The sequence below is a fragment of the Rhizobium sp. WYCCWR10014 genome (assembly GCF_001657485.1).
Classification (GTDB): Bacteria; Pseudomonadota; Alphaproteobacteria; order Rhizobiales; family Rhizobiaceae; genus Rhizobium.
On record NZ_LXFU01000034.1, the window covers coordinates 31,587 to 46,146 of the forward strand.

At 61.5% G+C, this 14,560-nt stretch carries 12 protein-coding genes; 5 read left to right on the top strand and 7 right to left on the bottom strand.

Annotation, left to right across the window (positions count from 1 at the left end; genetic code table 11):
- Positions 1-107 precede the first annotated feature (107 nt).
- The 5 genes from A6U98_RS13945 to fba all read left to right on the top strand — a co-directional run bounded on the left by A6U98_RS13945 (position 108) and on the right by fba (position 5,862).
- Positions 108-1,622: a sugar ABC transporter ATP-binding protein gene (locus tag A6U98_RS13945; protein WP_064650657.1), complete on the top strand. Its 1,515-nt coding sequence runs from the start codon at positions 108-110 to the stop codon at positions 1,620-1,622.
- Positions 1,615-2,643, top strand: a complete 1,029-nt coding sequence (locus A6U98_RS13950) for an ABC transporter permease (protein ID WP_064650659.1) — start codon at positions 1,615-1,617, stop codon at positions 2,641-2,643. Before A6U98_RS13945 ends, A6U98_RS13950 begins: the two co-directional genes overlap by 8 nt.
- On the top strand, positions 2,643-3,629 hold the full coding sequence (locus A6U98_RS13955) for an ABC transporter permease (protein ID WP_064650661.1): 987 nt from the start codon (positions 2,643-2,645) through the stop codon (positions 3,627-3,629). Before A6U98_RS13950 ends, A6U98_RS13955 begins: the two co-directional genes overlap by 1 nt.
- An 11-nt stretch (positions 3,630-3,640) precedes the next feature.
- A complete protein-coding gene (locus A6U98_RS13960) occupies positions 3,641-4,489 on the top strand; it encodes a sugar phosphate isomerase/epimerase (RefSeq protein ID WP_064650663.1) in 849 nt (282 codons plus the stop codon).
- Between the two features lie 308 nt (positions 4,490-4,797).
- Complete coding sequence (gene fba / locus A6U98_RS13965; RefSeq protein ID WP_064650665.1) at positions 4,798-5,862, top strand: class II fructose-bisphosphate aldolase; 1,065 nt, start codon at positions 4,798-4,800, stop codon at positions 5,860-5,862.
- 7 nt (positions 5,863-5,869) lie between these two features.
- Here the strand turns inward: fba and A6U98_RS13970 are convergent, their stop codons facing one another.
- The 7 genes from A6U98_RS13970 to A6U98_RS14000 form a co-directional block, all read right to left on the bottom strand.
- Complete coding sequence (locus tag A6U98_RS13970; RefSeq protein WP_064650666.1) at positions 5,870-7,618, bottom strand: glycerol-3-phosphate dehydrogenase/oxidase; 1,749 nt, start codon at positions 7,616-7,618, stop codon at positions 5,870-5,872.
- 37 nt (positions 7,619-7,655) lie between these two features.
- Positions 7,656-9,185, bottom strand: coding sequence for an FGGY-family carbohydrate kinase (locus tag A6U98_RS13975; RefSeq protein ID WP_064650668.1), 1,530 nt, complete (start codon positions 9,183-9,185; stop codon positions 7,656-7,658).
- 37 nt (positions 9,186-9,222) lie between these two features.
- Complete coding sequence (locus tag A6U98_RS13980) at positions 9,223-10,065, bottom strand: DeoR/GlpR family DNA-binding transcription regulator (RefSeq protein ID WP_003562490.1); 843 nt, start codon at positions 10,063-10,065, stop codon at positions 9,223-9,225.
- 149 nt (positions 10,066-10,214) lie between these two features.
- A complete protein-coding gene (locus A6U98_RS13985; RefSeq protein ID WP_003550839.1) occupies positions 10,215-11,162 on the bottom strand; it encodes a D-ribose ABC transporter substrate-binding protein in 948 nt (315 codons plus the stop codon).
- A gap of 112 nt (positions 11,163-11,274) precedes the next feature.
- Positions 11,275-12,327, bottom strand: a complete 1,053-nt coding sequence (locus A6U98_RS13990) for an ABC transporter permease (protein ID WP_003562489.1) — start codon at positions 12,325-12,327, stop codon at positions 11,275-11,277.
- 22 nt (positions 12,328-12,349) lie between these two features.
- The gene (locus A6U98_RS13995) at positions 12,350-13,894 is read right to left on the bottom strand and encodes a sugar ABC transporter ATP-binding protein (RefSeq protein ID WP_064650670.1); all 1,545 of its coding nucleotides are present in this window, start codon (positions 13,892-13,894) and stop codon (positions 12,350-12,352) included.
- The gene (locus A6U98_RS14000) at positions 13,891-14,547 is read right to left on the bottom strand and encodes a DUF2291 domain-containing protein (protein ID WP_064650792.1); all 657 of its coding nucleotides are present in this window, start codon (positions 14,545-14,547) and stop codon (positions 13,891-13,893) included. Before A6U98_RS14000 ends, A6U98_RS13995 begins: the two co-directional genes overlap by 4 nt.
- Between the last annotated feature and the right edge of the window lie 13 nt (positions 14,548-14,560).

Consider the following 14,560-nt stretch of genomic DNA (forward strand, 5'->3'; position numbering starts at 1 on the left):
GTCGGGCCGGTCCACGTCGACCGGCCCGGCGTTCGGGAAAGAGAGCGGTATCCGGCCATGGCCGGACCATTGATCTTTCATGGCATTCGACTGGACAGGCAACCGGCATGAGCACGGCAACGGATGATGGTGTGAAGGCCCAGCCGCTTCTTTCGCTTCGCGGCATCAACATGACATTCGGCGGTGTGAAGGCGCTCAAAAACGTCTCCTTCGAAGTCTTGCCCGGCGAAGTGCATTGCCTCGCCGGCGAGAATGGATCCGGCAAGAGCACGTTGATCAAGGTGATCTCCGGCGTCTATCGGCCTGCAGACGGCGCCGAGATCGTCTTCGATGGTGAGACGATATCCCTCATGACGCCTGCCATGGCCCAGTCCCGCGGCATCCAGATCATCTGGCAGGACCTCGCGCTCTTTCCGGAAATGAGCGTGGCGGAAAACATCGCTTTCCAGACCCTTTCCGGTTCGCGACCGCGCTTCGTCAACTATGCCGCGATCCGCGGAATAGCCGAGGAAGCACTCGCCCGGCTCGGCGTCACCCTCGAGGTCGACAGACCCCTAAAGGACTTCGCCATCTCCCAGCGCCAGATCGTCGCCATTGCCCGCGCGCTGGTCGGAGAGGCCCGGATCGTTTTCATGGATGAGCCGACCGCCTCGCTCACCCAGTCGGAAACCGATCATCTGCTGGCGATCGTGCGCACGCTGTCGGCCTCGGGCGTTGCCGTGGTCTTCGTCAGCCATCGTCTTGCGGAAGTGCTGGAAATCTCCTCGCGCATCACGGTGCTGCGCGATGGCGCGCTGGTCGGGGTCTATCCGGTGGAGGGCATGACCCAGTCTAAGATCACCGAGCTGATGACCGGGCGCACCTTCGACCAGAATGTACTCGCCCGCGACGTATCGCAGAACCCGGTCCTGCTTTCTGTCAGCAAGCTTTCCCGGACGGGCGAGTTCGAAGACATCTCCTTCGATCTGCGCCGTGGGGAGACGCTCGGGATCACCGGCCTGCTCGGCTCCGGGCGCACCGAACTTGCGCTGACGCTGTTCGGCATGCGCCGGCCCGCCTCCGGAATGATCGTGTTGGAAGGAAAGCCGGTGCGCTTTGCCTCCAACCGCGAGGCGATCACATCAGGCATCGCCTATCTCTCCGAAGACCGGCTTTCGCTCGGTCTCAACCAGCCGCAATCCATCGCCGACAATCTGGTCATGGCCTCGCTTAACCGTATCCTGAGTGGCCGGCTCATTTCGCCGGAAAAGAAGCGCTCGCTGGTCGCGCGCTGGATCGCCGATCTCGGCATCAGGATTGGCAAGCAGGACGATGCGATCTCGACACTATCGGGCGGCAACCAGCAGCGCGTCGCGATCGCCAAATGGCTCGCCACCGATCCTAAGGTGTTGATCCTCGATGCGCCCACGGTCGGCGTCGATGTCGGCGCGCGCGCCGGCATCTTCGAAATCGTTGCTCGCCTCGCCGAGGCGGGGCTGGCGATCATCCTCATCTCGGACGAGGTGCCGGAGGTCTATTTCAACGCCGATCGGATCGTCCATATGGAAAAGGGCCGGATCGCCGGCTGGCACGATCCCCGCGCGACCACACTGAAGGACCTGGAGGCGGCGGTCTATGCGTAAGCTGTTCCTGGCCTATACGACGGAATTCGTGCTGTTTGCCGTCATCATCGCGATGAGTATTGTTCTCGCTTTTGCGACCGACCGCTTCTTCACGCTCGGCAATGGGTTCGACCTGCTCAATATCAGTGCGGTCAACATCATCTTTGCCGTCGGCCTGCTCGTGGTGCTGATATCAGGCGGGATCGACATCTCCTTCGCCGTCGCCGCCTCGATCGTACAATATGTCACTGCACTTGCGCTTGAGAGGATCGGCGGCGGCGGATGGGTATCCGGCATCCTGATTGCGGCCGGCATCGGCATCGTGCTCGGCATGATCAACGCCTTCCTGATCCACCGCTTCCGGATCATCTCGATCGTCGCGACGATCGCGACCTTCAACGTCTATTTCGGCCTGCTGATGTTCTGCACCAAGGGCGTGTCGATCTACAATCTGCCCGACTGGCTGACGAGCCGCGTCATCATCTACGAGCGCGAAATGGCCGATGGGAGCTGGGCTGAGATCACCTTGCCTGTTGTGGTCATGGCCGTTTGCACGCTCGCCACCTGGTTCTTCATTACCCGCACGACGACCGGCCGGCAGCTCTATGCCTTCGGCGACAATCCAGAAGGCGCGCGCCGCTTCGGCATCAATATCGGCGCCATGCAGTTCATCGCCTTCGGCTGGCTTGGATTGATGGCAGGCATCGCCGGGCTCATGCAGGCGCATTATGCGCAGGAAGTCGTGCCGAACGCACTTTATGGCCGTGAGCTCGATGTCCTGGCTGCCGTGGTGCTCGGGGGGGCGCGGCTGGGCGGCGGCAAGGGCTCGGTGCTCGGTTGCGTGCTGGGCGTGCTGCTCGTCTCGATCACTCAGAACGGCCTCAACCTGATGGGTGTCTCGCCCTTCGCCTTCAAGATGATCGTCGGCGCGATCATCCTCGTAGCGATCACCTTGTCGAGCGCCCGCATCGGCAATCTGGTGCCGGTGTTTGCGACCCGGAAATCGACCGGTGACAGGCCTGCAGACAGGGGAGAGAGCTGATGAACGCGCTCGCCGCCCGCTTCAACGCCATCTTCGGGGCCGACATGGCCGGTCCCCTCGCCGCGCTAGCGGCAGTGCTTATCGTCTTCGGTTTCGCCTCGCCGCATTTCCTGACGGTCGCGACCTTCGGATCGGTTGCCTTTCAGCTTCCCGAGCTCGGCGTTCTGACGCTTGCCATGCTGATGCCGATCCTCACCGGCGGCCTCAACCTTGCGATCACCTTCACCGCCAACATCGCCGGCCTGACGCTCGCCTGGACGCTGCAGGCCAATGGCGGCATCGATGCCGGCCCGGGCGCCTTTCTTCTCGGCTCGGCTCTGGCGCTTGCCGTCGGCGCGGCGAGCGGCCTGATCATGGGCCTGGTCATCGCCTTTACCCGCGCCCATCCGATCCTCGTTTCGCTATCGATGATGATCTTCCTGCGCGGCCTCGGCGAGTTCCTGACACGCGGCGGCGATATCTCGGGCTTCCCCACCTTCATCGCTCCGATCGGCCACGGCAGCATCCTCGGCATCCCGGTACCTTTGTTGATCCTGATCGCCTGCGTGATCGCCAGCCACGTTCTGCTTTCGCGCTCCAAGCTCGGCTTTTCCACCTACATGATCGGCTCCAATATCGAGTCTGCCCGCTATTCCGGCATCAACACCCGCAAGGTCCTGGTGCTGGTCTACATGCTTTCCGGCGTGATGGCTGCGGTTGCCGGCATCATTATGCTCGCGCGCTTCAATTCGGTGCGTATCGGCCATGGCGAATCCTATCTGCTGATCACCGTGCTCGCCTGCTTCCTCGGCGGCATCAATCCTTTCGGCGGCTTCGGCCGCGTCCTGCCCGTTTTCGTGGCGCTCATCGTGCTGCAGCTTCTCTCTTCGGGGCTCAATCTGCTCGGCGCCAACCAGCACCTCACCACTGCCGTCTGGGGCATCCTGCTCATCGTCGTGATGGTGCTGCGGTGGCTCTCGGCCAAGTTCTTCAGAATCGTGAAATAGGAGATACGACTATGGAAGGTTTCGGCGTTCACACCAGCATGTGGACCATGAACTGGGATCGCGCAGGCGCCGAGAAGGCGATTGCCGGAGCCGTGCACTACAAGATGGATTTCATCGAGATCGCGCTGCTCAACGCGCCTGCCGTCGATGCCAAACATACCCGCGACCTGCTTGAAAAGAACAAGCTGCGCGCCGTCTGCTCGCTTGGCCTGCCGGAACATGCCTGGGCCTCGACCCGCCCGGATGCGGCAATCGAGCACCTGAAGGTTGCGATCGAAAAGACCGCAGAAATGAACGCCGAGGCCCTGTCCGGCGTCATCTTCGGCGGCATCGGCGAGCGCACCGGCGTGCCGCCGACTAAGGGCGAATACGACAACATTGCCAAGGTGCTCGACGCAGCGGCAAAACATGCCAGGAAATACGGCATCCAGCTCGGCGTCGAGGCCGTGAACCGCTATGAGAACCACCTGATCAACTCGGCGCAGCAGGCCGTCGACATGGTGGAACGTGTCGGTGCGGACAATGTCTTCGTCCATCTCGATACCTACCACATGAATATCGAGGAGAAGGGTGCGGCAAACGGCATCCTGATCGCCCGCGATCACCTGAAGTACATCCATCTTTCCGAAAGCGATCGCGGCACGCCGGGCTATGGCAACATTCCGTGGGATGTGATCTACGCCGCGCTCGCCGCAATCGGCTTCAAGGGCGGACTTGCGATGGAGAGCTTCATCAATATGCCGCCCGAGGTCGCCTATGGCCTGGCAGTCTGGCGCCCCGTTGCACGCGATATGGAAGAGGTCATGGACAAGGGCCTGCCGTTCCTGCGCAACAAGGCGGAACAATACGGTCTCATCTGACCCGGTTTGGAGATATTCTGGATTCAGCGGCCGCACAGGGTGTTTGGCTGAAGAGTTCTCGCCATCACCACAAGGGGGATGACGCTTCATCTCTTCAGCACATGCACTGAATTCATTCGGCTCGTGGATGCATAATGGCTCTTGAGAACATATCACGCTGTCTGTGATATTGTTATTGCCGCTTGTTACATTCCTTCTCCTATGCCATTTTGCCTATTAAAATAAGATGCTTGAACGGCTCACGCCCGGGCTCTAGTTTCGAAGAGATGGCGGCGTTTCGATCGACCATCAATATGGGGGAATCTTGGATGGCACGCATTACGCTGAGGCAACTGCTCGACCATGCTGCGGAGGAAGGCTACGGCGTTCCCGCTTTCAACATCAACAACATGGAGCAGGCGCTCGCCATCATGGAGGCCGCCGACGCGTGTCAGGCGCCGGTTATCATGCAGGCGTCGCGCGGAGCCCGCGCCTATGCCCATGACGTCATGCTGAAGCACATGATGGATGCCGTCGTCGAAATCTATCCTCATATTCCGGTCTGCGTGCATCTCGATCACGGCAACGATCCGTCCAACTGCATGACGGCGATCCAGGCGGGCTTCACCTCGGTGATGATGGATGGTTCGCTGAAGGCGGACGCCAAGACGCCCGCCGACTGGGCCTATAATGTCGGCGTCACCAGGATAGTGACCGATATGGCGCATTTCGGTGGCATCTCGGTTGAAGGCGAACTCGGCGTTCTCGGTTCTCTGGAGACCGGCATGGGCGAGGCCGAGGATGGCCACGGCGCCGAGGGCAAGCTTTCGCATGACCAACTGCTGACCGATCCGGACGAAGCCGTAAAATTCGTGCGCGAAACCAAGGTCGATGCGCTTGCCATCGCGATGGGCACATCGCATGGCGCCTACAAGTTCACCCGCAAGCCGGACGGTTCGGTGCTGGCGATGAACGTCATCGAAGAAATTCACCGTAAGCTCCCGAACACGCATCTTGTCATGCATGGCTCGTCCTCGGTCCCGATCGAGCTGCAGGAGATCATCAACAAATATGGCGGTCAGATGAAGCCGACATGGGGAGTGCCGGTCGAGGAAATCCAGCGCGGCATCAAGAACGGCGTGCGTAAGGTCAATATCGACACCGACGGCAGAATGGCGATGACCGGTCAGATCCGCCGCGTGCTGCAGGAGGACCCAAGCGAGTTCGACCCGCGCAAATATCTGAAGCCGGCAATGACGGCGCTGACCAAGCTTTGCAAGGAGCGCTTCGAACAGTTCGGCACCGCCGGTATGGCCGGTCGCATCAAGCCCCTTCCCGTTTCGGAAATGGCGAAGCGTTACAAGTCCGGTTCCCTCGATCCGGCTTTCTCCTGAAACTGGGTTAGCCCGATGCCGGGCGCGGTGCCTTTTCCGGCTCGGCGGCAGGCTTGCCCTTCAGAGTTTGGCCGTGGAAACGGCTCAGCTGGCTGACAACCTCCTGGATTTCGCTTGCCGTCCGTTCGCCATTCCAGCCGAGCGCTGCACCGGCAACGCCGGCGATTTCCTGCAGGCCTTCCAGCGTCAACCGGCCCTCGATCGCAAGCGTCGTACGACGCATCACGATGTCCGACAGGTGGACGACGAGCTCGTTCCGGGCGATCCAGTCGATCTCGCGGAGACTGTAATGCGGCGCACCCGTCAGGCGCTGTTCGTCGGAATGGCTTGAAGGGGAAGAGAGCAGGGCCACAGCCGTCGTGCCGTAGCGGCCAAGCAGTTCGTCGGCACGCTCGGCAGCAACGCCGCTACGCGCCGCGGCATCGCCGATCCAGGCGTTACGCTGCTCAGCATCAGCCGGAAAGGCTTTGCCACCGCCGATCGCCAGATAGCGTGTCGACTGGCTGCGGCCGCGTTCCAGCCGGGAGAGAACGGTGTCGGCGACCTCTTCCGCAAAGCCGCGGAACGTCGTCCACTTGCCTCCGACCAGCGAAATGACCGGAAAAGGTCTGCCGTTCTCTGGTTCCTTTACCGGCGCGGAGTGGTCGCGGCTGATCAGCCCAGGTGCGGTCGCATCCGATGCCGGCAGCGGGCGGATGCCGCTATAGCTGTAAACGATCTGATCGCGATCGAAGCGAAGCGTCGGCAGCAGCGAGCGGATGCTTTCGAGGAAATACTCCGTTTCCGGCTCCTCGCAGGAGACATTGTCCGGATCACCTGCAGGAATGTCGGTCGACCCGACCAGTGCCAACCCTAGATAGTCGTAGACCAGGCAGATGCGGCCGTCGTCGGCCTCGAAATAGATCATGTGGCCGTTGAGGCTTCGCACCAATTCGGGATGGTCAAGCAGGATATGGGAGCCCTTCGTGCCGCCGATCAGCCGGGATGGAGCGCCGAGCAAAGTGTTGACGTGATCGATCCAGGGACCTGCGGCATTGACGACCAGCTTGGGAGCGACGCTGAACTCGCCACCATCGGGCTGCCGGAAGGTCAAACGCCCTTCTGAAGCGGCAGCCAGTGTCGCGAAATTTGCCGCGAGGCTCCTCGCATTCGCATCGAGACCATCACGCACGAGCTCATAGACGAGCCGCTCCGGCCTGCTGATCTTGGCGTCGTAATAGATGCCGCCGGCGACGATGGCGGGGGTAATGTGCGGCATTTCCTTGCGCGCCTGTTTCTTCAGGATCAGCCGGTGGCGCGGCATGACCTGGTCGCGCGAACCGAAGAAGTCGTAGAGCCGAAGCCCGATCTTGATGAGAACCGCGCCACGGCTGCGTGGCGCCGTCTTCGACCCGAAGAGCGTCCGGATCGCTGCCCAGATGCCGCGCGTCCAGGAAAAGACCGGAATGAAGGTCGGCAGCGGTTCGACGCAATGCGGCGCATTCTTGAGCAGGAGGTTGCGCTCAAGCGTCGACTGCGCAACCAGTCCGAACTCGCCCGTTTCCAGATATTTCAGGCCGCCGTGAATGAGCCGCGATGGTGCGGCGCTCGTGCCGGAGCCAAAGTCGGCCTTGTCGACGATCAGGCAATTGACACCCTGTAGCGAGAGGTCGCGGAACAGGCCGGCGCCGTTGATCCCCGCCCCGATGATCAAAACGTCGATATCACTCTCGCCGAGGTTCGAGAAGCGGTTCTGCAAATCGGGGGTCATGCTCATCGTCCTAAATCGCCCGCCGCAGCAGGCATTTGTTTTTTCAGTTTGCCGATTGCTCCGGCGCAAGCGCGGCAATCTTCGGCCAAAGGGGGATCATCGCGTCGGCAATGTCGCGGAATACCTGGTAACGCTTTTCATAATCCGCGCTGCGCGCCGCATCCGGCCGGCAAGTCTTCGCGATAGCGGCCGTGTCGCGCGGATCGCTCTGCGGATCGGCGAAGACACCGGCGCCCGACCCGGCACAAAGCGCAGCACCCCAGGCGGCCGCCTCATCCGTCTCGGTTACCGTGACCGGCATTCCAAGCACATCGGCAAACATCTGCACCACGGCAGGATTGCGCGAGACGCCACCGGCGAGCCGGGCCTGATCGAAGGCAAAGCCGTCTCGAAGCGCGTCGACGTGGATGCGATGATTGAAAGCGATGCCCTCAAGCACGGCGCGCAGCATGTCGCCGCGGTCGTGCCATCCACCGAGCCCGAAGAAGCCGGCGCTGGCCGCTGCGCCATAAGGCGAGCCGAACAGATAGGGATGGAAGAGCGCCGTCGAGGGGCGATCGAAGGCGGCGTCGATCTCGGGCGCCAGCAGGGCGTGGATCGAGTTGCCTTGCGGCTCGCCATTGTTCCGTTCGGCAGCGCAGAGCGTGTCGAGAAACCAGTCGTAGTTCGCCGTCGATGCCGGAGAGATCGACATGCTGTTCCAGATGCCGGGTGCAATCCCGTTGCGGCAGAACCAGCGCCGGTCGACACGCGGTTCCGACGAAAGCGTCTCGTTGATCGAATAGGTCCCGGCAATGACCGCGACAACGCCCTTGGCATAACCCCCTGCCCCGAGCGCCGAGGCCGTGACGTCGTGCAGACCGGCAACGACAGGCGTTCCTTCGGCAAGGCCCGTCAGCTGCGCGGCTCCACGAGTCACGCGTCCGACGATCTGATCGGAGCGCGAGGCTGGCGGCAGCGCGTGGACGAGATCCTGCAAGCCAAATAGCCGCAGGGCATCCTCACTGTAGTTCTGCGTTTTGACATTGGTGAAGGAGGTGCTGGCTTCCGTGCGGTCCGTACCGATGATCCCAGTCAGGCAGAGCCGCAGCCAGTCCTTGCAGCTGATAAAATGGCCGATGCGCTTGTAGCGCTCAGGCTCCATTTCGCGGATCCAGGCAAGCAATGCCGATGGCGCGGAGACATGCGGGATCTGCCCCGTCAGTTCGATCGCCAGGTCGGCGACATCGCTCTGCGTCCACCGGTCGACGATCGCCCCTGCCCGGCTGTCCAGCGAGAGAATGGCCCGGCCAAGCGGCTTTTGGGCGTGATCGAGCAGGTAGATGCCGTCTCCATGCGCGGTTGCTGCAATGCCCTCTATATCGCTTGCCGGTCGCCCGCTAAGGGAAATCGCTTCGCGGATGGCATCGGCCGTCGCGTTCCACAATTCATCCATGTCGCGCTCGATATGGCGGGCCTTCGGAATGAACTGCGTGACGCGGCGCCGGGCGGCTGCAAGCGGCGTGCCGTCGATATCGAAGATGACCGCCTTGGTAACTGTCAAACCACTGTCGATCCCGAGCAGTGTCGGCATTTAAATTTACCTCACGATGAGCAACCGGCCCGCGCCGTCAGGAGCGCCCTCCGGCGCCCTTGGCGATGACCACGTTGATATCTCTGGACCGCATGCGGTCGATGTGCACCGGCTGGGTCTTGTCGTCGACGATAACGACGTCGAACTCATCCAGTGCTGCGAAACTGTGGAGCGCACGCCGTTCGAACTTGGTATGATCGGCAAGCAGGATGCGTTTTACGGAACAATCGAACATGGCGCGCTTGGTATCGACTGTTTCAGGGGACTGGTGCAGCACCGTGCCATCGCTGATCGCCGACATCGAGATGAACGCCACGTCTGCCCTGAGAGCCTTGATCTCGTTGATGGTCATGCGGCCCATGAAGGCATTGCACCAATTGTAATATTGGCCGCCGAGTGCCAGCAGCGTCACGTCGTGCAGGCCCGTCAGCGCATTCATCAGGGTCAGGGAATTGGTAATTGCGGTGACCGGCACCTTCGAAGGCAGATGGGCCGCCATCTGAAGAACCGTGGTCGAGTCATCGAAAAAGATCGCCTGCCCCGGTTCGACGAATTGCATTGCCGCCTCGGCGATCAGCTTCTTTTCGGCCGACTGACGGTTCGAGCGATAGACGTCGCTGGATTCGATCAGATTGGTCGCCGCCGCCGTGACGATACCACGCGTCTTCCTGAAGAGGCCGCGGCTGACGAGTTCATCGACATCGCGGTGAGCCGTCATCAGGCTGATCCCAAAGCGGTCGGTCAGGTCTTCAATCCGCATCGAGCCTTCACCCATCACGGCCTCTGCAATCATGCGGCGGCGCGCGATCTGGCGCGTCTGCCGGCTGTCGCTGGTGAGCTGGTCCAACAGATCGTCGTCCCGGCTGGTCTTCTGTGTCACGGGTCACCCCTGTCGCTGAATTATGGATCCCAGCTTCGTACAGTGATTGCCGCGCCAAGGCAAAAAGGTGAAACGCAACCGTCGGTTGGACCGCCGGCCATCGCTTCCAGCATGAAAATGAGGGCGCTCTTGCGAGCGCCCTCTTCCGTTTACTGCGCCAGAACGAACGGGCCAGTGTACTTGTCGATGTTGTCCTTGGTGATCAACAGGCAATCGAAGAGCTGCTTTTCGCTCTTGGCACCGGTGTTACCCGTCTTGATCAGGTTGTCGGCCTGCTTGACGGCTTCTTCGGAGAAGACGGCAACCGGTTGGAGGACGGTGTATTGGAGTTCGCCTGCCTTGATGGCAGCAACGGCATCCGGCGAACCGTCGAAGCCGCCGACCTTCACATTGGCGAGCTTGCCGGCTTCCTTGAGTGCGGCGATCGCACCGAGCGCCATTTCGTCATTGCCCGAGATGACGCCGACGATATCCGGGTTGGCCTGCAGCATGGACTGCATCTTGTTGTGGCCCTGGGTGCGGTCCCAGTTGGCAACTTCCTTGGCGACCTTCTTCAGATCCGGATACTGCGAAAGGACAGTCTCGTAGCCATTCGAACGCGTTGCCGCGTTGTTGTCGGAGGGCGCGCCGAAGAGTTCGGCATAGTTGCCCTTGTCGCCGATCGCTTCGACCCATTGCTGCGCGCCGAGGGCGGCACCCTGTGCGTTGTTGGAAACAAGCTGCGCCTTCGCCAGGCCTTCCTGGTTAATTTCGGCGTTGACGAGGATGACCGGGATGCCGGCAGCAACGGCCTTCTTGACCGCTCCGACGGAACCGTCGGCATTTGCCGGGTCGAGGATGATCGCCACCGACTTGTTGGTGATCGCCGTATCGATCAGGTTGCTTTCGGTATTGGTGTCACCCTTGTGGGCGTTGACCGAGGCCGTGTAGCCCAGCTTTTCGGCGGTTGCCTTGGCGACGTTGCCTTCCGTCAGCCAATAGGGATTCGACGGATCGTTGACGATGATCGTCATCATGCCCGCTGCCCAAGCCGAGCTTGCCAGAAGCGGTGCTACGGCCGCGGCGGCCAGAAGTATGCGCATGCCTTTCTTAAACATAGTCTCTCTCCCATTCGTGAGTTCAGTTATTGCCGGGGATCCGGCGTTGCTTTCCCCAATCGGCTTTCCTGGTATCCAGCTTGCCGTCGTGGATAAGTTTCGGTCTCAGCCGTCAGGACGATTTGACCCGGCGGCCGTATTGGATGCTGTTCATGAGGACTGCGAGAACGATCACAGCGCCGGTAAACACTGTCTGCCAGTAGGCCGAGACGCCGATGATCACGAGGCCGTCCGAAAGGAAGCCGATGACGAAAGCGCCGAGCATGGTGCCCCGAACCGTACCGCGGCCGCCGGTCAGCGCCGCGCCGCCGATGACCACGGCTGCGATCGCCGTCAGCTCGTAGGTTGTGCCTGCCGTCGGACCGGCCGAGGTCAGCTGCGAGGAGAGGACCAGGCCGGCGATTGCGGCACAGACACCCGAAAGCACATAGACGATGATCTTCACGCGCTTGACCGGAACGCCGGAGAGGTCGGCTGCACGCTCGTTACCGCCTGAGGCGTAGAGCCAGCGGCCGAAGGCGGTGCGGCTCAGCACGATGCCGCAAATGATGGCGAGAACCGCAAGCACGATGACCCCGATCGGAATGCCTGCGAGGCGGTTGAAGCCGAGCCAGTCGAAACCGGTATTGCCGAGTTCCGGACGGCCACCGAGATTGTTGTAGGTCAGGCCGTTGGTCATCAAGAGCGCGATACCGCGGGCGACGTAGAGCACGCCGAGCGAGGCGACGAAGGCCGGCACCTTGAGATAGGCGATCAGCACGCCGTTGACCGCACCGACCAGCGCGCCGAGGGCACATGTGATGACGACGACGGCCCAGACCGGCGGATAGAGGATGACGCCGAAGTAGGTGAGCGTGACGCCGTGCATCAGGAAACCGGCGATGCAACCTGCAAGCCCCAGTGTCGAGCCGACCGACAGATCGATACCGCCATTGAGGATAACGAGCAGCATGCCGATCGCCAGAATGCCGAAGATAGCGACGTGCGAGGCCATGATCAGGAAGTTGTTCAGCGTGAAGTAATAGGGCGACAGGAACGAGAAGACCGCGATGATGACGATCAGCGCGAAGAAGGCCCGGCCCTCCAGGATGAGACGCACGATATTGGTATTGCGCTTCGGCCCGCTGGAAACTGATTTCTTTTCGGTGACGTTCGTGACTGACATAATCAGTGCTCCATAATCCAGGCTAGTGCGCGATAACGGCTTCGCCGGAGGCGGCCATGATCTTTTCCTTGGTGACATCCGAGCCGAACTCGGCCGATATCCTGCCGCGGTGCATGACGATGATGCGGTGTGCGATACTCAGGCATTCATTGACTTCGGACGTCGAATAGATGACCGCCAATCCCTGTTTGGCGCGCTCCGCGAGCAATTTGAAGACTTCCGCCTTGGCGCCGATGTCGATGCCGCGGCTTGGCTCATCGAGCAGGATGACCTTCGGCTGGGTTGCCAGCATCTTGCCGATGACGACCTTCTGCTGGTTGCCGCCGGAGAGCGAGCCGATCGAGGCCGCACCGCCATCGGTTTTTACATGCACCCGCCGGATCGCGTCATTGACGAGATCGCGCTCCCGATGGCCGGAGGTGAAAAGCCCTTTGGTGAAGGCGCGGATACTCGCAAGCGACAGATTGGAGCCGACCGTCATCGTCTGGACGAGGCCGTCGCGCTGGCGATCTTCGGGCACGAGCACGAGACCGCTGGCAATGCGCCTGGCGATGCTGAGCCCGCTGACGTCCTGTCCTTCGAGCAGAACCTGTCCGCCACTTGCGCGCAGACGTCCGGCAATACACTCGAGCAGTTCCGTGCGCCCGGCGCCCATCAGCCCGTAGATGCAGACAATCTCGCCGGCACGCACCTTGAGAGACAGACGATCAACTGCATTATAGGCAGCGCCGGAGGGACCGGGGACACTGAGGTTTTCGATGGAAAGCGAGACGTTTCCGAACTGGTGATCTTGCGGCGGGCTGCCAAGGTCGAAATTCTCGCCGACCATGTTGCGGACGATCCATTCGAGATCGATATCCTTGCGCTCGGCATAGGCTGTCATGTTTCCGTCGCGCAGAACGACGGCGTGATTGGTGATCTGCAGCGCCTCTTCCAGATGATGCGAGATGTAGACGATCGACACGCCGCGGCTCGTCAGGTCGTGGATGACCTTGAAGAGCACTTCCACCTCCGTCGCGCTCAGCGCCGAGGTCGGCTCGTCCATGATCAGAATGCGCGAATTGACGGACAGCGCCCGTGCAATCTCGACGATCTGCTGCTGGCCGAGGCGAAGATCCTCGACGCGCGTCAGCGGATCGATGTCTTCCTCGAGCTCTTCCATGAGCGCCCGGGTCTGACGCGCCTCTTCAGCGAAGTCGACGACACCGCCCTTGATGATCTCCCGGCCCATGAAAATATTGTCGCGGACACTGAGATTGGGGGCCAGGCTGAGCTCCTGATGGATGATGGAGATCCCGCACTCGCGCGCATGGGTCGACGAGCTAAAGCTGATCGGTGAGCCGTCGAGAATGATCTCGCCGGAGCTTGGCTGCGCCACACCCGAAAGGATCTTCATCAAGGTCGACTTGCCCGCGCCATTCTCCCCGAACAGGGTTGTGACCTGGCCGCGATGGATGTCGAAGTTCACTCCCTTCAGGGCGTGAACGCTGCCGTAGGATTTTGCGATGTTGCGGGCTGCGAGGACGACCTCGCCTTTCGCCCCGTTGCTGCGTTGCGGCTGGCTCATTTGAGCTCGACCTTCACTGGCGTGACGAGCCAGTTCTTCGGGTTGATGAGCTTGAAGACGCCGACGACGGTCGCCTGCTTTCCGTCCAGGGCGTCAGCATCCAGGCCCGCAAAAACCGCCTTCTTCATCTCGTTATTGATGGCCGAGCCGGCATCCTGATACTGGATCTGGTTGGTAAACTGGCCGAATTCGATGGTGCCGGTTGCATCGCGGAGGTCCGTGCCGTTGACCGCAGGGCCGGTCTGGACACGGACCACCGTCTCGGGAGGCAGCCCATCGATCTTCATGTCGTTGGTGTTCGACTTGCGGGCGCCGAAAACGCCGGTCAGCGTGACGGGAATGACTGGTCCGGTGCTCGTTGCGGTGCCGTATTTCTCGGCCGCGGCCTTCTTGTCGGCGGCAATGGCGGCGGCGAGATCGGCGGCTGCAACGGCCCGCTCCTCGACATTCGCCTTGATCTTCGGAAACTGCTCGGCACCGAAGGTTTCCGGAGAGAATGCCTGCTGCCGGACATCGTTTTCGGAGCCGATCCTGACGACCGTCGTATCGAAAGCGATCGCTGCAACGACGATGACCGCCAACGCCGCGCTGACAAGGAGCGTGCGATTGCCGCTGCTCGGCTTTGATGCTGCATGATCGGGCGAGGTACTCATGTCCGGACGGCCT